Origin of the sequence: Brevundimonas sp., assembly GCF_041911375.1 — a bacterium.
Classification (GTDB): Bacteria; Pseudomonadota; Alphaproteobacteria; order Caulobacterales; family Caulobacteraceae; genus Brevundimonas.
Map to the genome: position 1 here is coordinate 34,214 of NZ_JAYRPA010000037.1, position 19,846 is coordinate 54,059.

At 69.3% G+C, this 19,846-nt stretch carries 16 protein-coding genes; 12 read left to right on the forward strand and 4 right to left on the reverse strand.

The features are described 5' to 3' along the window. Position 1 precedes the first annotated feature (1 nt). Positions 2–1,357, reverse strand: coding sequence for a M23 family metallopeptidase (locus ACE3PU_RS07485; RefSeq protein WP_374388258.1), 1,356 nt, complete (start codon positions 1,355–1,357; stop codon positions 2–4). A 374-nt stretch (positions 1,358–1,731) separates the two neighbouring features. On the opposite strand from ACE3PU_RS07485, the gene ACE3PU_RS07490 reads away from it, so the two are divergent. The 4 genes from ACE3PU_RS07490 (at position 1,732) to ACE3PU_RS07505 (ending at position 5,853) form a co-directional block, all read left to right on the forward strand. Beyond that, positions 1,732–4,902 (forward strand): YdbH domain-containing protein, encoded by a 3,171-nt coding sequence (locus ACE3PU_RS07490; protein WP_374388260.1) that lies wholly within the window; start codon positions 1,732–1,734, stop codon positions 4,900–4,902. Positions 4,903–4,985: 83 nt separating this feature from the next. Then, positions 4,986–5,174, forward strand: a complete 189-nt coding sequence (locus ACE3PU_RS07495; protein WP_374388262.1) for a YnbE family lipoprotein — start codon at positions 4,986–4,988, stop codon at positions 5,172–5,174. A 31-nt stretch (positions 5,175–5,205) separates the two neighbouring features. Continuing rightward, positions 5,206–5,565, forward strand: a complete 360-nt coding sequence (locus ACE3PU_RS07500; protein WP_374388264.1) for a DUF1318 domain-containing protein — start codon at positions 5,206–5,208, stop codon at positions 5,563–5,565. A 24-nt stretch (positions 5,566–5,589) separates the two neighbouring features. Then, positions 5,590–5,853 carry a hypothetical protein gene (locus ACE3PU_RS07505; RefSeq protein ID WP_374388266.1) on the forward strand — a complete coding sequence of 88 codons (264 nt, stop codon included), beginning with the start codon at positions 5,590–5,592 and terminating at the stop codon, positions 5,851–5,853. Positions 5,854–5,869: 16 nt separating this feature from the next. Here the strand turns inward: ACE3PU_RS07505 and ACE3PU_RS07510 are convergent, their stop codons facing one another. Then, positions 5,870–6,982 (reverse strand): DNA cytosine methyltransferase, encoded by a 1,113-nt coding sequence (locus ACE3PU_RS07510; RefSeq protein ID WP_374388268.1) that lies wholly within the window; start codon positions 6,980–6,982, stop codon positions 5,870–5,872. A 79-nt stretch (positions 6,983–7,061) separates the two neighbouring features. Here ACE3PU_RS07510 and ACE3PU_RS07515 point away from each other — a divergent pair, with 79 nt between their 5' ends. Next, positions 7,062–7,547, forward strand: a complete 486-nt coding sequence (locus ACE3PU_RS07515) for a COG3650 family protein (protein ID WP_374388270.1) — start codon at positions 7,062–7,064, stop codon at positions 7,545–7,547. Positions 7,548–7,551: 4 nt separating this feature from the next. Here the strand turns inward: ACE3PU_RS07515 and ACE3PU_RS07520 are convergent, their stop codons facing one another. Further along, positions 7,552–8,307, reverse strand: coding sequence for a LytTR family DNA-binding domain-containing protein (locus tag ACE3PU_RS07520; RefSeq protein WP_374388272.1), 756 nt, complete (start codon positions 8,305–8,307; stop codon positions 7,552–7,554). Positions 8,308–8,390: 83 nt separating this feature from the next. Between ACE3PU_RS07520 and ACE3PU_RS07525 the strand changes: the two genes are divergently transcribed. After that, positions 8,391–8,954 (forward strand): DUF2306 domain-containing protein, encoded by a 564-nt coding sequence (locus ACE3PU_RS07525; protein WP_374388275.1) that lies wholly within the window; start codon positions 8,391–8,393, stop codon positions 8,952–8,954. On the opposite strand, the gene ACE3PU_RS07530 is transcribed toward ACE3PU_RS07525, so the two are convergent. Next, a complete protein-coding gene (locus ACE3PU_RS07530) occupies positions 8,951–9,706 on the reverse strand; it encodes a TetR/AcrR family transcriptional regulator (RefSeq protein WP_374388277.1) in 756 nt (251 codons plus the stop codon). The genes ACE3PU_RS07525 and ACE3PU_RS07530 overlap by 4 nt on opposite strands. A 176-nt stretch (positions 9,707–9,882) precedes the next feature. Here ACE3PU_RS07530 and ACE3PU_RS07535 point away from each other — a divergent pair, with 176 nt between their 5' ends. From ACE3PU_RS07535 to ACE3PU_RS07560, 6 genes are all read left to right on the forward strand, one after another. Further along, positions 9,883–12,111 carry a TonB-dependent receptor gene (locus ACE3PU_RS07535; protein WP_374388279.1) on the forward strand — a complete coding sequence of 743 codons (2,229 nt, stop codon included), beginning with the start codon at positions 9,883–9,885 and terminating at the stop codon, positions 12,109–12,111. 118 nt (positions 12,112–12,229) lie between these two features. Next, complete coding sequence (locus ACE3PU_RS07540) at positions 12,230–13,738, forward strand: spinster family MFS transporter (RefSeq protein WP_374388281.1); 1,509 nt, start codon at positions 12,230–12,232, stop codon at positions 13,736–13,738. Positions 13,739–13,835: 97 nt separating this feature from the next. Beyond that, complete coding sequence (gene sucC, locus ACE3PU_RS07545) at positions 13,836–15,026, forward strand: ADP-forming succinate--CoA ligase subunit beta (protein ID WP_374388283.1); 1,191 nt, start codon at positions 13,836–13,838, stop codon at positions 15,024–15,026. 55 nt (positions 15,027–15,081) lie between these two features. Continuing rightward, complete coding sequence (gene sucD, locus ACE3PU_RS07550; protein ID WP_374388285.1) at positions 15,082–15,984, forward strand: succinate--CoA ligase subunit alpha; 903 nt, start codon at positions 15,082–15,084, stop codon at positions 15,982–15,984. 219 nt (positions 15,985–16,203) lie between these two features. Continuing rightward, positions 16,204–19,218, forward strand: a complete 3,015-nt coding sequence (locus tag ACE3PU_RS07555; protein WP_374388288.1) for a 2-oxoglutarate dehydrogenase E1 component — start codon at positions 16,204–16,206, stop codon at positions 19,216–19,218. Positions 19,219–19,257: 39 nt separating this feature from the next. Next, a partial coding sequence (locus tag ACE3PU_RS07560) for a biotin/lipoyl-containing protein (protein WP_374388290.1) occupies positions 19,258–19,846 on the forward strand: 589 nt, incomplete at its 3' end.

The following is a 19,846-nucleotide window of genomic DNA, read 5'->3' on the forward strand; positions in this document are numbered from 1 at the left end:
CTTAGGCGTCGGCGGACCGCAGGCCCGCGGCCGAGGCCTGTTGCAGGGCCGGACGGCGCTGGCCGCCCGAAGCGATGATGCGGTCGATGCGGCTCTTCTCGGCGCGGAAGGCGGCCAGGTCGGCGCCGGTCAGCTCCGTGCCCTCCTGGGTGCGGATGCCCGCCGGATTGATCCGCTGGCCGCGCCGCCAGATTTCGTAGTGCAGGTGCGGGCCGGTCGAGGCGCCGGTCGAACCGACATAGGCGACGACCTGGCCCTGGCTGACGCGCTGGCCCGCGCGGATGCCCGAGCCGTAGCGCGACAGGTGGCCGTAGCCGCTTTCCAGGCCGTTGGCGTGACGGATGCGCAGCCAGTTGCCGTAGCCGCCCCAGCGACGGGCCTCGACCACCACGCCGTCCGCCGGTGCAACCACCGGGGTGCCGGTGCCGGCCGCGAAGTCGATGCCCTGGTGCATCTTGCGATAGCCCGAGATCGGGTGCGTGCGGACGCCGAAGTTCGAGCTCACGCGGCGGAAGCTCTGCAGCGGCGTGCGCATCATCGCCGAACGCAGGTTCTTGCCGTTCTCGTCGAAGAACTGCGCTTCCTTCGCGCCCGCGGGCTGGAAGCGGTAGAAGGTCCGGCCCTTGAGCTCGGCGTACATCAGGTCGCCGACGTCGACGGTGCGGCCGGCCTCGGTGACGTCGCGGTCGAACACCAGGGTGAATTCGTCCGAGGCGCGGATGTCGCGCTGGAGATCGAACTTGGTCGCGAACAGTCGGCTGGCGGCGCGCACGATGGAGGCGGTGGCCCCCAGCTCGCGGGCGCTGGCGGACAGCGACCGTTCGACGTCGCCCTTCAGGACGACGGTCTCGTGAGTGACCTTCTCCTCGAGCGAACGCAGGCGCAGGGCGCCGTCGAAGCTGCGCGAAACCGTCAGCTGGCTGGCCGGACCGGTCCGCATGGTCAGGCCGATCAGACGGGCGTCGCCCCGGCCGTCCCGCGGCTTGGCGATGGCCGTCTCGAACTTCAGGCCGGCCCGCAGCTCGGTGAGGTCGAAGGCGTTGGCGATGGTGGCGGCGACGGCGCTGGCTTCCTCGGCGGCGACGCCGGTGCGGCGCACGGCCTGCTCGAAGGTTTCGCCGCGGCGGATCTGAACCGGCACGGCCTCGGGGGCGGTCAGACCGGCCGGCGAGCCGGCGGCGGCGAACGCCTCGGCTTCCAGAGCGGCGATCTGGCTCGCGGTGAGGGGAGGAACTTCTTCCGCTTGGGCGGGTTGATAGGCGCGTCCGGCGAACAGAGCCACCGATATGGCGGCGACCGCAGTCAGCATGTGAGGCGCGATGCGCATCGGCTGGCGGCGTGGGTCGAACTGAGCCATCGTTCCCCGTCTGTTTGCGACGCCTGTGGCGCCAAAGCGTACTGCAGCGAAGTTTCGCGCCCAAAGGCCCCGAACACGAAGGCAAGCCCTATAGCCCGCTTGTACCAGTTTGGGAAGACAGTCCGTTACAAACCGTTAACGGAGCGGCATTCATTGTAAAGACTTCGATTCTCGGCGCCGAGCCGAAAAGCATAGCCGCAAGAAGAACGTGCGGGACGACGCGGCCTTGTTGACAATTTCGCCCTCTTGTCGCCCAGCTTGGCTGCGACGCCTCGGCGCATCATGACGTTCGCCAACCCGGACTCCCTCGCTGTGCTGACGCAAATATCGTCGATGCTGTCGCCCTTCTCATCCCTCGCCTGAACAGCACGCGCTTGACCGACGCCCCGGCCGCTTCCCCGCCTCCCGCCCGCCGCTCGCGTCGGCTTTTGCGTCGCGCGGGTCTCGCCCTGGTCGTCATCCTGGCGGTCATCGCGGTGGCGGCGGCCGCGCTTTATCTGAACCGCAGGGCGGCGGCGCGTCAGGCCCTGGTGGGCTGGCTGGACCAGCGGGGCGTCCAGGCCGATGTCGAGGTCGAGCGGATCGAATTGAACGGCTTCGTCGGGCGTGTCCGCATCGGCGACCCCGCCGATCCCGACGTGACGGTGGAGCGGGTCGAGGTCGACTACGCCGTCGGCCTGCCGTGGTCGCGCACCGGCCTGGGCGTCACGCCCAGCCGCATCCGCCTGGTCCGCCCCGTGCTGAGGGCCAGCTGGCGGGACGGTCGCCTGTCGCTGGGCTCCCTGGACCCGCTGATCGAGGAATTCACCGGCCGGCCGCCGCGCCCAGATTCGCGCGCGCCGCTGGTCATCGTCGAGGGCGGGCGGGCGCGGGTGGACACCGAGTACGGCCAGGTCCTGGCGCGCGGCGACGCCCGCCTCGACAACGGCAAGCTGATGCGGCTGACCGGCGGCGTCTCGGCGCCGACGCTGAAGAGCGGGGACATCGAGGCCCGCGACCTGGGCGCGCGTCTGGACCTGACGACGACCGGAGACCGGGTGGCGCTTAGCCTGTCGGCGACGGCGGCGGCGTTCGACACGCCGGCGCTGGCGGGACAGGCGGCCCGCCTGACCCTGACCGGCGCCCTGCCCTATCCCGACCTGAAGGCGCGGCGGGGCGACGGACTGGCCCTGATCGACGCCCGCCTGACCGCCGACAGCCTGGGCCAGCCCGCGCTGCAGGCGCGCGATGCGGATGTGGCGCTGCGCTTCGACGGCCGGACCTCGGGGTGGATCGAGGCCTTCCGCATCGAGGGGGCCCAGACCCTGTCCCTGACCGCCGCAGCGATCGAAGGCGCCGAGCTGAAGGCCGCCGACGTCGCGGCTCGTAGCGAGGACGGGCGACTGGTGCTGACGCGCGGCGAAGATTTCCGCTGGAGCGCGCAGGCCCCGCTGACCCTGACGGCCGCATCGCTTCGCGCCGGCGCGGTCGAGACCCGCGGCGCGACGATCCGGACGGCCGACCTGGCCCTGGGCGGCCGGGACGGCGCCTTCGAGGCGACCGGCCAGGCGGAGGCGGCCTTCGAACGGCTGGGCTTTGCGGATCTTGTGCTGAAGCAGGCGCAAGGCCGCGCGTCGCTGGACCTGGTTCACGACGGCGCCACCCGCATCGATCTGGCCGGCGCCTTGCGGTCGGCTGACGGCGCCTGGCCGCTGTTCGGCCCCGTCGCCGGCGACGACCTTCCGGACGTGGCCGAGATGAAGCGGGCGCTGGGCGCCTTCGCCTTCGAGGCGCCGGCCTTCCGCTTCTCAACGGGCACGGCGGGAACCAGCGTCGTTCTGGCCCGGCCCGCCACGCTGCGTCCGCGCAACGGCGGCGTCCTGACCGTGACCCAGGCGGGGGAAGGCGTCTACCAGGCCGAGCCGGGACGGCTGGGCGGCGGCGCGCTGACCCTGACGGCGTCGCGCGGCCGCGGCCTGCCCGAACTGGACGTCGCCGTGCCGGAATGGCGTCTGACCGAGACGGGGTTCGAGGCCCGTCTGGACGGTCGGGCCCGACTGGATTTCGACCTGGCCCGGGGCGTCGATGCGAAGACGGCGGGGCTGCTGGCCTTGGCCGACGGCCGCCTGACCTATGCGCCCCAGGACTGCGTCGACCTGACCGTCGAACGGCTGGAGCTGGACGAGAACGACGTCCATCAGGTCGCGGGTCGCCTGTGCCCGCAGGACGGACCTCTGTTCGCGTCCAGGGACGGGGCGTGGCGCGTCATCGGCGGCTTCGACGAGGTTCAGGCCCAGGCGCCGTTCCTGGGCATGCGATTCGCCGATGCGTCCGGCCGGGTGACGGTCGACGGCGGCCAGGCGGGCGTCAGCCTGATCGCGGGCGTGACGGACGCCCGGGTGATCGACGCGACAGACCCGCGCCGCTTCCATCCGCTGGCGGCGACCGGCCAGGCGCGGCTGGCCGGCGAACGCTGGACCGGCGCGTTCGACCTGACCGGCGCCGAGGCCGCTCTTGGCCGCTTGATGCTGAACCACGACGGCCGGACCGGCGCGGGCGGCCTGACCATCACGACCCCTCAGATCGTCTTCGCCGAGCCCGGGCTGCAGCCGTCGGACCTGACGCCGCTGCTGGACGACTTTGTTCAGTCGCCCGTGAGGGGGTCGGCCGGCTTCGAGGGCCGCGTCGACTGGACCAAGGACGCCGAACCGACCTCCAGCGGCCGGCTGACCATCCCTGGCCTGGACTTCACCAGTCCGGCTGGGCCGGTGGAGGGGCTGAAGGGCGACATCGTCCTGACCAGCCTGACGCCCCTGGTCACCGCGCCGGACCAGCGCCTGACCATCGACCGGCTGGACACGGCCACCGACGCCACCGGGCTGGATCTGACCTTCGCCCTGGACGCGACGGCGCTGAAGGTGGCCGGCGCGGGGGTGGCGGCGGCGGGCGGCTTCGTCTCGATCGAGCCGTTCGCCATCCCCCTGGACCCGACCCAGCCGTTCAGCGGCGTGGTGGTGCTGGACCGGGTCCAGCTGGGCCAGGTGGTGTCCGACTCGGGTTTCGGCGACAAGGTCCAGCTGGACGCCCTGGTGTCCGGCCGCCTGCCCTTCACCTCCGATCCCAGGACGGGCTTCAAGGTCACGGGCGGATCGCTGGTCGCGGTCGAGCCGGGCCGGCTGTCGATCAAGCGCGAGGTGCTGGCCGAGGTGGACGCCGGCGGCGGGGGCGACGTGCCGCCGAGCATGGTCGAGGACCTGGCCTATCAGGCGATGGAGAACCTGGCCTTCGACGTCCTGACCGCCGAGGTGAACAGCCGCGACGACGACCGCATGGCGGTGCTGTTCCACATCCGCGGACGGCACGACCCGCCGCAAAAGCAGGAACTGCGCCTGACGTTGGGCGACCTGATCAGCCGTCGGTTCCTGAACCGAAACCTGCCGCTGCCCTCGAACACCGGCATCGACCTGACGCTGGACACGACGCTGAACCTGAACCAGTTGATCGGCGACCTGCTCGCCGTGAACCGCGCCCGGCAGGGCGAGGCCGAGAAGGCGACCCAGCCTTGACCGGGATCGGAACCATTCAGACGCCGTTCACCCCACGACGTGCTAGTAGAGCCTTCAACCTTGGCCGAACCGGAGCCTTCGCCATGATCACCAAGCGGCAGTTGGCCGGTCTCGGCCTCGGAGCGGCCGTCGTCGCCGTCTCGGCCTGCGCCCCCACCGTCCGACTGGAAGTCGCGCCCATTCAGATATACGCAAAGCTGGACGCCGACGTTCGCGTTCGCCTGGATCGGGAGCTGCAGCAGCTTCTCCAGGAAAATCCGAACCTCTTCTGATCGCCTCGCTCTTTTGAAAGGACAGGCTGACATGACCCTCCGCAAGCTCTTCGTGATCGGCGCCGCCGTCGCGGCCCTCGGCGTGGCCGGCGCCGCCGTGGCCCAGACCGCCGCTCAGAAGTCGATGATCGACCAGGCCAAGGCCCAGGGCGTCGTCGGCGAACAGGCCGACGGCTACATCGGCTTCCGCACCGCCTCGTCCGACGCCGGACTGCGCGCGGCGGTGGAGGCGACCAACAGCGGCCGCCGCGCCGCCTACGCCCGCAGCGCCGCCGAAGCCGGCACCAGCGCGGATGTGGCGGGGGCCCGTATGTTCGAAAGCCAGCTCTTGCCCCGCATCCAGTCGGGCCAGTGGTATCGCAACGCCCAGGGACAGTGGGTCCAGCGCTAGGCTGAACCGATGACGGGCCGCCCGATGCGTCGCCGGATCGTGCGTCTCGGACTGGCCCTGCTGCTGGCCGGCGGCATCGCCGCGGCCTGCACCGCCCTGCTCGGCGTCGTATGGGCCGCGATCGGCGGCGCCGAGCTGACCCTGCACGGCTGGATCGCCCTGAGCCTGGGCGTGGTCGGCACGGTCCTGCTGGCCTGGGTGCTGATGGCGCTGGCCTTCAAGTCCGACCGCGAGGGCTGGGACGACCAGGTGGACAACCGCTTCGACCCCGGTCGAGAGGACGACTAGAGCCTGACCGCGCGGATCACGCGGCCGCGCGGCGCCCCTCCAGCGCGGGCGACAGCAGCCCCTGCGTCAGTGCACGCACCACCGGCACGGCCACGGCGTCGCCCATCAGCTTCAGCGCAGCGCTTTGAGCGCCGGGCAGGCGATAGTCTTCGGGAACGCCCATCAGCCGCGCCGCCTCGCGCCCGGTCAGGCGGCGCACCCGAACCCGGCCGCCGTCGCACACCACCACATACTGGCGCGACGATCCTCCGGCCGGCGTCCGCAGACAGCCGGCCAGCCCGTCGAAACGGATTTCCAGCCGCTGGACCTTTCGCCCGTTCTCCGTGCGCACCCGCCGATAGGCGGCGCCCACCCGGCGCTCGCCCGAGGCGACGGCCGCGTCCAGGCGGGCGCGATGCAGCGGCGCGGCCAGCGCCAGGACAGCGTCCGCGTCGGCCAGCCACTCGACCGCGTCGTCCGGCTCCAGCAGGGCGGCAAGATCGAGATTGCGGCGCGGCGGGGCGGGCAGCGACCACCAGGCCCAGGCTTCGCGAACGGCGCGGGGCAGCCGCTCCTGGGCCGCGACGAGACGGGCGGAATGAAACGGCGCCGAGGGGCCGGCGGCGACCGGCGCCTCGCCGCGGATCGCGACCACGAACAGGCGGGGGCGCGACTGGGGCAGCCACAGGGCCGCATCCATCTCCAGCGCGCCGACGCGATAACCGGCCTCGACCATGGCCGTGCAGACGGCGGCGAAATCCCGCCCCTGCCCCGAGGTCAGCAGGCCGATGACGTTCTCCAGCACGATGACGCGCGGCGCCCGGTCCTCGGCCGCCAGACCCTGCATCAGTCGCCAGAAGCCCCAGAAGGCGCCCGACCGGCCGGCCTCCAGCCCGCCCCGCGCGCCCGCCAGGCTGACGTCCTGGCACGGCGACGACGCCCAGCACAGGTCCGGCCGCCCCGGCAGGTCGGCCGGGGTCAGGGCCCAGACGTCCCCCTGTCGAAGCCGGACGTCCCCATGATTGGCGCGAAAGGCGGCGGCCTTCATCGCATCCATGTCGTTGGCGAACGTCACGTCCATCCCGGACAGGCCCATGCCGGCCAGTCCGCCGCCGGCGAAGAACTCATATGCGGTCGGACGAATCGACATGACCCACCATACCGCAGCCGCCGCCCTTGACCGAGGCCGCCCTCGTCCACACCTGCGCAGCGAAGAGAGGAGCCCGCCCATGCCCCCGATCGCCTCGAAGACGGCGCTGGCCGTGCTGATCGCCGCCGGTCTTTCCGTGGCCGGGTGCTACGACCGCGAGGACAATGCGCCCCAGCCCGCGCCGCAGCCCGAGACCGCGGCCATGCTGGGCGAGGTGGACCTGTCCCGGCCCGTGCGCGCGCTGGGCGCCGAACCCTTCTGGGGGGTTGAGATCACGCCCGACGCCCTGGTCTACACCCGCGTCGATCAGCCGGAGCAGCGCGCCCCCAATCGCGGCGTGACGGTCCAGGGCACCGTCGCGACCTTCACCACCACCACCAATCTGAACCAGCCGCTGAACGTCAGCCTGATGGCGACGGAATGTTCCGACGGCATGAGCGACCGCACCTATCCGCTGACGGCGCGCGTGGAGATCGGCGACCAGACGCTGAACGGCTGCGCGGCCTCTGCGTCGGCCCTGACGGCCGCGCCGGAGAGCGGGCTCGTGGTCGATCAGCCGGGCTGAGCCGTCACCACCAGCCGGCCTCGCGCAGGGCGCGGGCATAGCGGCGGCTGACCGGCGCGACCAGGCCGCCGTCCAGCGTCAGGGTCGCGCGGCCGTCACGACGTTCGACGCCACGCACGGAATCGCGCGCCACCCACCAGCTTCGATGGGTGCGGGCGCCCTCCAGCCCTTCGAGCTCCTCCACCGCATCGGACAGCCGCATCAGCACCAGGTCCGAGCCCCGGTCGGTGTGGATGCGTAGATAGTGGTCCTCGGCCTGCACCGCGCGGATGACGGCGCCCCTCAAGCGGGGCGGCAGGCGATCCAGGAAGACGGCGCGGACCGGCGACGAGGGGCCGGCGTGGGTCTGGCGCGGCTGGGCGCGGCCCAGCAGGATGTTCACGGCGCTGGCGGCGGCGGTCACCACCATCACCGGGATCACCAGCCGCGGCAGGGTTTGGATGGTGGACAAGCCGTCGAAGAACAGCCCCGTCGTGATCCAGACGACGACGCTGAGCGGGCCGGTGATCGCCAGGGTCATGATCAGCACCCCCAGCCAGGGCCGTTCGTCGAAGTCGATGAACCGCCGCACGCCGGCGGCGCACAGATGTCCGCAGAGCCCGCCCAGCACCATGAGCAGCACCCAATAGGCGAGCCGGACGGCGAACGGCGCCGCGCCGCTGCCGAAGGCCCCCGTCAGCGCCAGGAAGGCCCCCGCGATCAGGGCCACGATCAGGCCCCGTGAAAACTCCCGGCGACGGTCGCGTAGGGAAGGCGTCATGGGCCGGCCTTGACCACGATTTTCACCGTCGAGGAAGAGCGACGGTCATTCACGAACGCCAGGCGTGCGTCCGCGAATACGAGATGGCGCATCGGCTCGCCGCGCCCGAGGACGCCGACATGGAGGTTCTCATGCACACCGTTCGCCGTTTCCTCGCCCCGGTCCTGGGGCTGATGATCCTGAGCCTAGGGCTCGCAGGCTATCTGTTCGTTCACCGCGATCGCATCCTGAAGCTGGATTTCCTTCCCCATGCGCCGGACTGGCGGCTGCTCATGACGGCGCCGCCCGTCATTCAGCTTCATGTCGTCGCCGCGATGGCGGCCCTGGCCATCGGGACCGTGCTGCTGATCGGGGTCAAGGGCACGCGGCTCCACCGGATGCTCGGCTGGACCTGGGTCGTGGCCATGGGCGCCACCGCCGTCAGCTCCCTGTTCATTCGTGCGATCAATCCGGGCGCCTTTTCCCTGATCCACCTGCTCAGCGGCTGGACGATCGTGGCCCTGCCGATGGCGGTCTACGCCGCGCGGCGCCATCGGGTCGCCGCCCATCGCCGCGCGATGACCGGCATGTTCGTGGGCGGCCTGATCCTCGCCGGCCTGTTCGCCTTCCTGCCCGGTCGGCTGATGTGGGCCGTCTTCTTCGGCTAGCGTCGCGGCGACATCCCGACCACGGCCCGGAAGCCGGCGGCGGCGAAGCGGACCATGTAGTCGCCGGCGGTCTCCAGGTCGCCGGAACGCGCTAGGCCGCCCGACAGACGGTCCAGTCGCCCCGTCTCGCCCAGCGTCAGCGTCAGGGCGCCCGAGAGGTTGTGATAGCCCCAGTACAGATCCACTTCGCTGGCGTCCGGCAGCACCCGGGCGATCAGCTCGATCAGACGGCGAATGGCCGGGTCGAAATAGCGGGCCATCGTCTCGCCGCCGAAAGTCGGATTGGCGTTGGTCTGGGCCACCAGGGCGGCGTAATGCTTCCACCCCGGCCCGCCCTTCAGCGACCATTCGAACGGCGGCCTGAGGAAGGCCTCCAGCAGACCCTCCAGCGTCATGGCGTCGCCGACCCGTTCGACGTAGCGATCGATCGCCGCGACCCGCTCGTCGTTCCACACCTCGGCGCGGCGCAGGAAGACGGCGTCGAACAGGTCGCGCTTGGCGCCGAAGTAGTAGTGGACCAGGGCGGTGTCGACGCCGGCCTCGCGCGCCACTTCGCGGATGGTCACGCCATAGAAGCCGTGCTTGGAGAACAGGTCCTCGGCCGCGTCCAGGATCAGGTCGCGGGTCTCGCCGGCCGCCTTGGCCTGGGCCTTGGGCGGTCGCCCCCGGCGCGCGGGCGCAGCGCCGGTCGACGCCTTGCGGCGGGCGGCCGCGACGGGCGGGGCGGCGATCGAAGCGTCAAGCTTGCTCATTCGCGCACGCTAGGCGGGGGCCGCTCCCGGTGCAACGGCGCCACGCCGCGACGGCAGCGTGACGCTAGGGAACCGTGAAGGTTTGACAGCCGCGCGAAACCGGGTCAGGTTCAGGAAAATCATTGAACGCTGAATAAAAGCGTCAATCCGGCTGGAAACGACAAAGGGGTAGGATCATGAACCGTCATGTGAAGTGCGCGCTGCTGGCCGGGGCGGCCTGGAGCGTTCTCGCGGGGGCCTCGGCCGCCCAGGACGCCGAAACCGCCGCCCAGGCGGCCAACGCCAATCAGGACACGGCCACGGTCGACGACATCGTCGTCACCGCTCGCCGCCGCGACGAGCAGCTGAAGGACGTGCCGGTCGCCGTCTCCGCGCTCAGCGCCGAACGTCTGGAACAGACCGGCGCGGTCGACATCACCGCCCTGCAGCAGCAGACGCCGAACGCCACCGTCCAGATCGCGCGCGGCTCCAACTCCACCCTGATCAGCTTCATCCGCGGCGTCGGCCAGCAGGATCCGCTGTGGGGCTTCGAGCCGGGCGTGGGCCTCTATATCGACGACGTCTATGTCGCCCGCCCGCAAGGCGCGGTGCTGGACATCTTCGACATCTCACGCATCGAAGTGCTGCGCGGCCCCCAGGGCACGCTGTACGGCCGCAACACCATCGGCGGCGCGATCAAATACGTCACCAAGCGCATGGGCGCGGACCCCAGCCTGACGGCGCGGGCCGAGTTCGGCAGCTATAACGAACAGAACTTCCTGCTCTCGGGCTCGATGCCGGTCGGCGACACCTTCGCCGTCGGCGCCGCCGTCGCCACCTACGATCACGACGGCTACGGCGAGAACCTGTTCACCGGCCAGGACCAGTACGACAAGGACGTCACCGCCTACCGCGCCAGCGCCGAGTGGACGCCGAACGACGACCTGTTCTTCCGTCTGGCCTGGGACCGTGTCGAAGACGATTCCGCGCCCCGTCACGGCCACCGCGAGGTGGTCTCGACCAACGGCCTGTGGACCCCGCCGGCCAGTGAATACGACACCTACGCCGGCATCACCGGCGAGCAGAGCGTGGTGACCGAGGGCGTGTCCTTCACCGGCGAATACCGGGCCAACGACATGCTGACGCTGAAGTCGATCACCGCCTACCGCTCGGGCGACACCCAGACGATCATCGACTTCGACGAGACGCCCCAGCCGACGCTGGACATTCCGGCCATCTATTCGGACGACCAGTTCAGCCAGGAGTTCCAGGCCCTGTTCACGGGCGAGCGCTGGTCCGGCGTGGCCGGCCTCTATTATCTGGACGGCACCTCCTCGGGCGCCTTCGACACCATCGCCGGCAATCTGGGCCTCTCCATCGCGGCGGCGGGATCGGTCGACACCAAGTCCTTCTCGGCCTTTGCGGACTTCAGCTACGACCTGACCGATCGCCTGCACCTGTCGCTGGGCGGCCGCTACACCCGCGACGACAAGGACGCGGAGGTTCTTCGGCTGTTCTTCCTTGGCGCCGGCCGCACGCCCTACACAGGCGGGCCTGCCGCCACGCCGATCGCCACCCGGACCAACTACACGGCTTCGGACACCTTCGAGAAGTTCACGCCGCGCGCCAGCATCTCGTATGACTTCTCGGACGAGATCACCGGCTACGCCTCGGTCAGCCAGGGCTTCAAGTCCGGCGGCTGGGACATGCGCGGCGACGCCGTCCTGGTGCCGCAGACGGTCGACGGCTACCAGCCCGAGACGGTCACCGCCTACGAACTGGGTCTGAAGGGATCGGCCTTCGACCGGCGCCTGAGCTTCGCCTCGGCCGTCTTCTATTCCGACTACCAGGACCAGCAGATCACGACCCAGCAGGTGGCGACCCCGCCGCAGGTCGGCATCGCCTCGGTGGTCGACAACGTCGGCGCCTCGACCATCTATGGCTTCGAGCTGGAGGGCTCCGCCTTCCTGACCGACGACATCACCGCCAACTTCGCGGTCGGCTATCTGAAGAACGAGTTCGACGAGTTCATCACCCTGGTGACGGGGTCTCCGGTCGACATCTCGGACACGCGAGAGCCGCAGAACTCGCCGGAATGGTCGGCCTACTACGGCATGACCTGGCGCGGCGACATCCTGGGCGGCGAGCTTCGGGTGACGCCGTCGCTGTCCTATCGCTCCGACTATCACCTGTTCGACATTCCGGATCCCATCCTGGACCAGGACGGCTATGTCCTCGCCGACGCCAGCGTGGTCTGGACCGCCCCAAGCGAGCGTTGGGAAGTGGGCCTGTTCGGCCGGAACCTGACCGACGTGCGCTATCGCGTCGGCGCCTACAGCTTCCCCGGCGCGACCTACAACAACTCGATCAGCGCCTTCTACGGCCCGCCGACGACCTATTCCGCGCGGCTGACGGTCAAGTTCTGACCGAACGGAACAGACCATGCAGGGCGGCGGCTTCGGTGTCGCCGCCCTTTTTCTTTGACGCGCCCGACGCCGTGATTACGGTCAAGCCAAACAGAACAAGACGATCCAGGGAAACGCCATGACAGACGCAGCATCGACGCCCGCCGTCCAACGTCCGGGATATCGCTTCTATGTCCTGGCGATCCTGGTCTTCGTCTACATGCTGAACTTCCTGGATCGGCAGATCATCGGCATTCTGGCCGCGCCGCTGAAGGCGGAGTTCGGCCTGTCGGACAGCCAGTTCGGCCTGTTGGGCGGCATCGCGTTCGCCAGCGTCTATTCGACCCTGGCCATTCCGCTGGCGTGGCTGGCGGACCGGTTCAGCCGGGTATGGATCATGACCGGCGCATTGGCGGTCTGGTCGGGCTTCACCGCCCTGTGCGGCATGGCCGGATCGTTCGGCCAGTTGTTCCTGTGCCGTATGGGCGTGGGCGTGGGCGAGGCCGGCGGGGTGGCCCCGGCCTATTCCCTGATCGCCGACTATTTCCCGCCGCGTCAGCGGGCGCGGGCGCTGGCCGCCTTCGCCTTCGGCATTCCGCTGGGCACGGCGGCGGGCACGCTGGTCGGCGGCCTGCTGGCGGCGACCTATGGCTGGCGGACCAGCTTCATCGTCGTCGGCCTGATCGGTCTTCTGGTCGCCCCCCTGCTGCGGCTTACGGTGCGCGACCCGAAGCGCGGCGGGACCGATGCGGTCAAGACCGAGGCCCAGATCGCGGCCATCGCGGCGGCGCCGGTCGGCAGCGACCGGGTCGGCAGGATCGCGGCCCAGATCATGCTGGGCGTGGGCGCCGGTGCGCTGTTGCTGGCGGCGCTGATCCATTTCGCGGGCCTGGCGCTGGGCAATCCGCTGGTTTTCGCTTTCGGCGGTCTTCTGGCTGTCGTGATCGGCGTGTCGCTGATGATCGCGCGTCGCACCGCGTCCTTCGTCATTCCCAAGCCCAGCTTCTGGCTGCTGGCGCTGGGCGCCGCCTCGTCGTCGGTGTGCGGCTATGGCGTGGCGGGCTGGCTGCCGCTGTTCTTCATGCGCAGCTTCGACCTGACCCTGGCGCAGACCAGCTGGTACTATTCCGGCATCGCCATGATCGGCGGCGTCCTCGGCATCTGGCTGGGCGGGGCGATCGCGGACCGGCTATCGACGCGCGGCAAGGGCGCCTATCCCCTGACGCCCGCCATCGCCTTCCTGATTTCGGCGCCCTGTTTCATCCTGGCGATGAACTCGCCCTGGCTGATCGGCCTGGTCCTGCCGGGCGGCGGCACGAACGCGCAGCAGTTGACCCTGGCCTTCCTGATCTTCCTGCTGCCGACCGGACTGAATCTGGCCTGGCTGGGGCCGATCACGGCGGCGGTGCAGCATCTGGTCCCGGCGGCGATGCGGTCGACGGCCTCGGCCCTGTTCCTGCTGATCAACAACCTGCTCGGGCTGGCGGTCGGCTTCTACTACTTCGGCTGGATGTCGGACCTGCTGGCCCCCCGCTTCGGCGAAGAGAGCCTGCGCTGGGCGATCTACACCGGCATGGGTTTCTATCTGCTGGCGGCCGTGCTGCTGATCGGGGCGTCGCGCACGCTGAAGAGGGACTGGGTCGACTAGGGACCGACCAAAAGTCGGACCACCGCCTGTTGCACGTGCGAACGCGGGGGGCCTATAAGCCCCGCAACTTTCCCAGCAGCGGTTGCGGTGGTCCCCCATGAACATTCACGAATATCAGGCCAAGCAGGTCCTCAAGGGCTTCGGCGCGCCCGTCGCCGCGGGCGTGGCCATCACCTCGGCGGATGAGGCGGAAGCCGCCGCCCGCCAACTGCCTGGCCCGCTCTATGTCGTGAAGTCGCAGATCCACGCCGGCGGGCGCGGCAAGGGCAAGTTCAAGGAGCTGGGCCCGGACGCCAAGGGCGGCGTGCGCCTGGCCCGCTCGATCGAAGAGGTCGTGGCCAACGCCAAGGAAATGCTGGGCAACACCCTGGTCACCGCCCAGACGGGCGAGGCCGGCAAGCAGGTCAACCGCCTGTACATCGAGGACGGCGCTGACATCGACCGCGAACTGTACTGCTCGCTGCTGGTCGACCGTCAGTACGGCCGCGTGGCCTATGTCGTCTCGACCGAGGGCGGCATGGACATCGAGGCCGTCGCCCATGACACGCCCGAGAAGATCCAGACCATCGTCATCGACCCGTCCACGGGCGTGACCGAGGCCGACGTCGCCAAGATCAACGCGGCCTACGGCCTGACGGGCGCGGCGGCGGAGGACGGCAAGTCGCTGTTCCCGGCGCTGTACAAGGCCTTCGTCGAGAAGGACATGGCGATGCTGGAGGTGAACCCGCTGATCGTCATGACCGACGGGCGCCTGCGCGTGCTGGACGCCAAGGTCTCGTTCGACGGCAACGCCCTGTTCCGCCACGACGACATCAAGGCCCTGCGCGACGAGACCGAGGAAGACGCCAAGGAGATCGAGGCGTCGGAATGGGACCTGGCCTATGTGGCGCTGGACGGCAACATCGGCTGCATGGTGAACGGCGCGGGCCTGGCCATGGCGACGATGGACATCATCAAGCTGTACGGCAAGGAGCCGGCCAACTTCTGCGACGTCGGCGGCGGCGCCGGCAAGGACAAGGTCGCGGCGGCCTTCAAGATCATCACCGCTGACCCGAACGTCCAGGGCATCCTGGTCAACATCTTCGGCGGCATCATGAAGTGCGACGTCATCGCCGAGGGCGTGGTCGCGGCGGTGAAGGAAGTGGGCCTGAAGGTGCCGCTGGTCGTCCGCCTCGAGGGCACCAACGCCGAACTGGGCAAGAAAATCCTGAACGAGTCGGGCCTGACCATCCAGGCCGCCGACGACCTCGACGACGCCGCCCAGAAGATCGTCGCGGCGGTGGGCTGAGGCGTCACGCCTTATCCGCCACCGCCCTGCTGACAGACCTATTCAGAGCTAGAACATGTCCATTCTCGTCGACAAGAACACCAAGATCATCGTCCAGGGCCTGACCGGCAAGACCGGCGGCTTCCACACCGAACAGGCGCTGGCCTATCACGGCACCCAGATGGTCGCGGGCGTGCACCCGACCAAGGGCGGCACGAACTGGACGGGCTCGCACGGCGAAACCCTGCCGATCTACGCCTCGGTCGCCGAAGCCAAGGACGCCACCGGCGCCGACGCCTCGGTGATCTATGTCCCGCCGTCGGGCGCCGCGGCCGCCATCATCGAGGCCATCGACGCCGAAATCCCCTTCATCACCTGCATCACCGAAGGCATCCCGGTGATGGACATGGTCAAGGTCAAGCGTCGCCTCGAGGGCTCCAAGTCCCGCCTGCTGGGCCCGAACTGCCCCGGCATCCTGACCCCGGACGAGTGCAAGATCGGCATCATGCCGGGCAACATCTTCAAGAAGGGCAACGTCGGCATCGTCTCGCGCTCCGGCACCCTGACCTATGAGGCGGTGTTCCAGACCACCAACGAAGGCCTGGGTCAGACCACGGCGGTCGGCATCGGCGGCGACCCGGTCAAGGGCACCGAGTTCATCGACGTGCTGGAGATGTTCCTGGCCGATCCCGAGACCACCTCGATCATCATGATCGGCGAGATCGGCGGCGGCGCCGAAGAAGACGCGGCGCAGTTCCTGATCGACGAGGCCAAGAAGGGCCGCAAGAAGCCGATGGCCGGCTTCATCGCCGGACGCACCGCGCCCAAGGGCCGCACCATGGGCCACGCCGGCGCCGTCGTCTCGGGCGGCAAGGGCGATGCGGAGTCCAAGATCGCGGCGATGGAAGCCGCGGGCATCAAGGTGTCGCCTTCGCCGGCGCGCCTGGGCAAGACGCTGGTCGAGGTCCTGAAGGGCTAAGACGCCGGGGCGCCCCGAGCGCCCTGCGCATCAAAATGCCGGTTTCGGCATCGATCGACGCCCCCGGTTCGCGCCGGGGGCGTTTTTCTTTGCGTATGCGACCAATTTCTCACCCAATTGCCCCGTTTCGGTCATGACCCATAAGGAAACGACGCCTATATGACGGGCGCGCCCTCACGGAGATGTGTCCGGACGGGCACCAAGGGACTGACGAGAACGATGGCGGACGATGCGGGTCGGCTGAACCAGGTCTTTGCCGAGACCTCCTTCCTCTACGGGTCGAACGCGGCCTACATCGAGGAGCTTCACGAGAAATGGGCCAACGATCCCGGCTCGGTCTCGGCGGAATGGAAGACCTTCTTCGACCAGCTTCGCGACAACGCCGCCAGCGTGAAGGCCTCGGCCTCCGCCGGCGCCTGGGGCCGTGGCGCAACGACCGAACCCAGCGAGCAGACCGCCGTGTTCGACGGCCGTTGGCCGGCCGCCAAGCCCGATCCGAAGAAGCCCGGCGCCCCGGCGCCCGCCAAGGCGGAAGCGGCGCCGGCCGCCGCGGTCTCGGCCGAGGACGTGCGCGCCGCCGCCCATGACTCCATCCGCGCCCTGATGCTGATCCGCGCCTATCGCGTGCGCGGCCACCTGCAGGCGAAGCTCGACCCGCTGGGCATCGAACAGCCGATCGAGAACCCCGAGCTGACGCCGGAATTCTACGGCTTCACCGGCCCCGATCTGGACCGCCCGATCTTCCTGGACGGCGTGCTGGGCCTGCAGACCGGCAGCATCCGCGAGGTGCTGGACATTCTGAAGCGGACCTACTGCGGCAACATCGGCATCCAGTACATGCACATCGCCGAGCCGGAGGAGAAGTCCTGGCTCCAGCAGCGGTTCGAGGGTCCGGACAAGTTCGAGCAGAACGCCTTCACCAAGGAAGGCAAGCTGGCGATCCTGAACAAGCTGATCGAGGCGGAGGGCTTCGAACGCTTCCTGCACAAACGCTTCCCCGGCACCAAGCGGTTCGGCCTGGACGGCGGCGAGGCCATGGTCCCCGCGCTGGAGCAGGTCATCAAGCGCGGCGGCAACCTGGGCGTCGACGAGGTCGTGCTGGGCATGGCCCACCGCGGCCGCCTGAACGTGCTGGCCGCCGTGATGGGCAAGCCCTACAAGGTCATCTTCCACGAGTTCCAGGGCGGCTCGGCCGTGCCCAGCGACATTGAGGGCTCGGGCGACGTCAAATACCACATGGGCGCCAGCTCGAACCGCGAGTTCGACGGCAACCACGTCCACCTGTCGCTGACCGCCAACCCGTCACACCTTGAGATCGTCAATCCGGTCGTCCTGGGCAAGGCGCGCGCCAAGCAGGCTTTCGACATCCGCGAGGCCAACGCCGGCAAGCCCGAGGCCGAATGGGCGCTGGACCGGTCCAAGGTCGTGCCGCTGCTGATCCACGGCGACGCCGCCTTCGCCGGCCAGGGCGTCGTGGCCGAGTGCTTCGCCCTGATGGGGCTGAAGGGCTACCGCACCGGCGGCACCCTGCATTTCGTCATCAACAACCAGATCGGCTTCACCACCAGCCCGCGCAACTCGCGCTCGTCGCCCTATCCGTCGGACGTGGCGCTGATGGTCCAGGCGCCGATCTTCCACGTGAACGGCGACGATCCCGAAGCCGTCGTCTTCGCCGCCAAGGTGGCCACCGAATACCGCCAGAAGTTCCACAAGGACGTGGTGGTGGACATGTTCTGCTACCGCCGGTTCGGCCACAACGAAGGCGACGATCCGACCTTCACCCAGCCGATCATGTACGCCCGCATCAAGGCTCAGCCCTCGACGCGCGAGATCTACTCCAAGCGCCTGGTCGAACAGGGCGTGATCACCCAGGCCGAGGTCGACGCCGAGGTTGAACGGTTCGAGGCGTTCCTCGACGAGCAGTTCGAGGCCGGCAAGACCTGGTCCGCCGACAAGGCCGACTGGCTGGACGGCCAGTGGAAGGGCCTGGTCGCGCCCAAGGAAGAGCAGCGCGGCGAGACCGCGGTTCCCCTCGCCAAGCTGCAGGACCTCGGCCATCGGCTGACGACCATCCCCAACAGCATCGACATGCACAAGACGCTGAAGCGGGTCATCGACGGCCGTCGCGAGGCGATCAGCGCAGGCCAGGGTCTGGACTGGGCCACCGCCGAGAGCTTGGCCTTCGCCAGCCTGGTCGACGAGGGCTTCCCGGTTCGCCTGTCGGGTCAGGATTCGGTGCGCGGCACCTTCTCGCAGCGTCACTCGGGCATCATCGATCAGACGACCGAAGAGCGCTACATCCCGCTGAACAACCTGCGCGAAGGCCAGGCCAATTTCGAGGTCATCGACTCGGCCCTGTCGGAAGAGGCGGTGCTGGGCTTCGAGTACGGATACTCGCTGGCCGACCCGAACACCCTGGTCCTCTGGGAGGCCCAGTTCGGCGATTTCGTGAACGGCGCCCAGGTGGTGATCGACCAGTTCATCTCGTCCGGCGAACGCAAGTGGCTGCGGATGAGCGGCCTGACCATGCTGCTGCCCCACGGCTACGAAGGCCAGGGCCCGGAGCACTCCTCGGCCCGCCTGGAGCGCTTCCTGCAGCAATGCGCCGAAGACAACATGCAGGTCGCCAACTGCACCACGCCGGCCAACTACTTCCACATCCTGCGCCGCCAGATGCACCGGTCGTTCAGGAAGCCGCTGATCCTGATGACGCCCAAGTCGCTGCTGCGTCACAAGAAGGCGACGTCCACCCTGGCCGATCTGGCCGAAGGCTCGTCCTTCCACCGCGTTCTGCACGACGACGCCCAGACGCGCCCCGACGTCGCCGGGATCAAGATCAAGGCCGACAAGGACATCCGCCGCGTCATCCTGTGCTCGGGCAAGGTCTATTACGACCTGCTGGACGCGCGCGAGAAGAAGGCCAAGGACGGCCAGGCGGTGGACGACGTCTACATCCTGCGCCTGGAGCAGTTCTATCCGTGGCCGATCCAGTCGCTGCGCAAGGAGCTGGCCCGCTTCCCGAAGGCCGAGCTGGTCTGGTGCCAGGAAGAGCCCAAGAACATGGGCGGCTGGACCTTCGTCGATCCGTGGCTGGAGCTGACGCTCGACAAGCTGGACGTGGCCTCCAAGCGCGCCCGCTACGTGGGGCGTCCCGGCTCCGCCTCCACCGCCGCCGGCCTGATGAGCCGGCACCTGAAGGAACTCGAGACCTTCACCAACGAAGCCTTCGCCTGATAAGCCTGCAAGACCGATCGAAAGACAGCTGGACCCGACATGGCCGACATCCTGACCCCCGCCCTCGGTGAATCCGTCACCGAAGCCACCATCGCCAAATGGACCAAGAAGGTCGGCGATCCGGTCAAGAAGGACGAACTGCTGGTCGAGCTGGAGACCGACAAGGTCTCGCTGGAAGTCGTCTCCCCGGCCGACGGCGTGCTGGGCGAGATCAAGGCGGCCGAGGGCGACAACGTCGTTCCCGGCACGATCCTGGGTTCGGTGACCGAAGGCGCGTCCGCCGGCGCTCCCGCCCAGGCGAAGGCCGCACCGGCCGCCAAGGCCGAGACGAAGTCGGCCCCCGCCGCCGCGCCCGCCGCAGCCTCGGCCGTCGACATCACCGTGCCGGTCATGGGCGAAAGCGTCGCCGAGGGCTCCATGGGCAAGTGGCTCAAGAAGACCGGCGATCAGGTCAAGAAGGACGAACTGCTGGTCGAGATCGAGACCGACAAGGTCGCGGTCGAGGTCTCGGCCCCCGCCGACGGCGTGCTGACCATCGCCGCCGACGAGGGCGCGACGGTGACGCCGGGCCAGAAGATCGGCTCCATCGCCGCCTCGGGCGCCGCGTCGTCGGCCGCCCCGGCCTCGG

Excerpts from the sequence above, each read along its gene's own strand:
- ACE3PU_RS07485 (WP_374388258.1), bottom strand. The coding sequence starts at position 1,357 with ATGGCTCAGTTCGACCCACGCCGCCAGCCGATGCGCATCGCGCCTCAC.
- ACE3PU_RS07495 (WP_374388262.1), top strand. The coding sequence starts at position 4,986 with ATGATCACCAAGCGGCAGTTGGCCGGTCTCGGCCTCGGAGCGGCCGTC.
- ACE3PU_RS07500 (WP_374388264.1), top strand. The coding sequence starts at position 5,206 with ATGACCCTCCGCAAGCTCTTCGTGATCGGCGCCGCCGTCGCGGCCCTC.
- ACE3PU_RS07505 (WP_374388266.1), top strand. The coding sequence starts at position 5,590 with ATGCGTCGCCGGATCGTGCGTCTCGGACTGGCCCTGCTGCTGGCCGGC.
- ACE3PU_RS07510 (WP_374388268.1), bottom strand. The coding sequence starts at position 6,982 with ATGTCGATTCGTCCGACCGCATATGAGTTCTTCGCCGGCGGCGGACTG.
- ACE3PU_RS07515 (WP_374388270.1), top strand. The coding sequence starts at position 7,062 with ATGCCCCCGATCGCCTCGAAGACGGCGCTGGCCGTGCTGATCGCCGCC.
- ACE3PU_RS07520 (WP_374388272.1), bottom strand. The coding sequence starts at position 8,307 with ATGACGCCTTCCCTACGCGACCGTCGCCGGGAGTTTTCACGGGGCCTG.
- ACE3PU_RS07525 (WP_374388275.1), top strand. The coding sequence starts at position 8,391 with ATGGCGCATCGGCTCGCCGCGCCCGAGGACGCCGACATGGAGGTTCTC.
- ACE3PU_RS07530 (WP_374388277.1), bottom strand. The coding sequence starts at position 9,706 with ATGAGCAAGCTTGACGCTTCGATCGCCGCCCCGCCCGTCGCGGCCGCC.
- ACE3PU_RS07535 (WP_374388279.1), top strand. The coding sequence starts at position 9,883 with ATGAACCGTCATGTGAAGTGCGCGCTGCTGGCCGGGGCGGCCTGGAGC.
- ACE3PU_RS07540 (WP_374388281.1), top strand. The coding sequence starts at position 12,230 with ATGACAGACGCAGCATCGACGCCCGCCGTCCAACGTCCGGGATATCGC.
- sucC (WP_374388283.1), top strand. The coding sequence starts at position 13,836 with ATGAACATTCACGAATATCAGGCCAAGCAGGTCCTCAAGGGCTTCGGC.
- sucD (WP_374388285.1), top strand. The coding sequence starts at position 15,082 with ATGTCCATTCTCGTCGACAAGAACACCAAGATCATCGTCCAGGGCCTG.
- ACE3PU_RS07555 (WP_374388288.1), top strand. The coding sequence starts at position 16,204 with ATGGCGGACGATGCGGGTCGGCTGAACCAGGTCTTTGCCGAGACCTCC.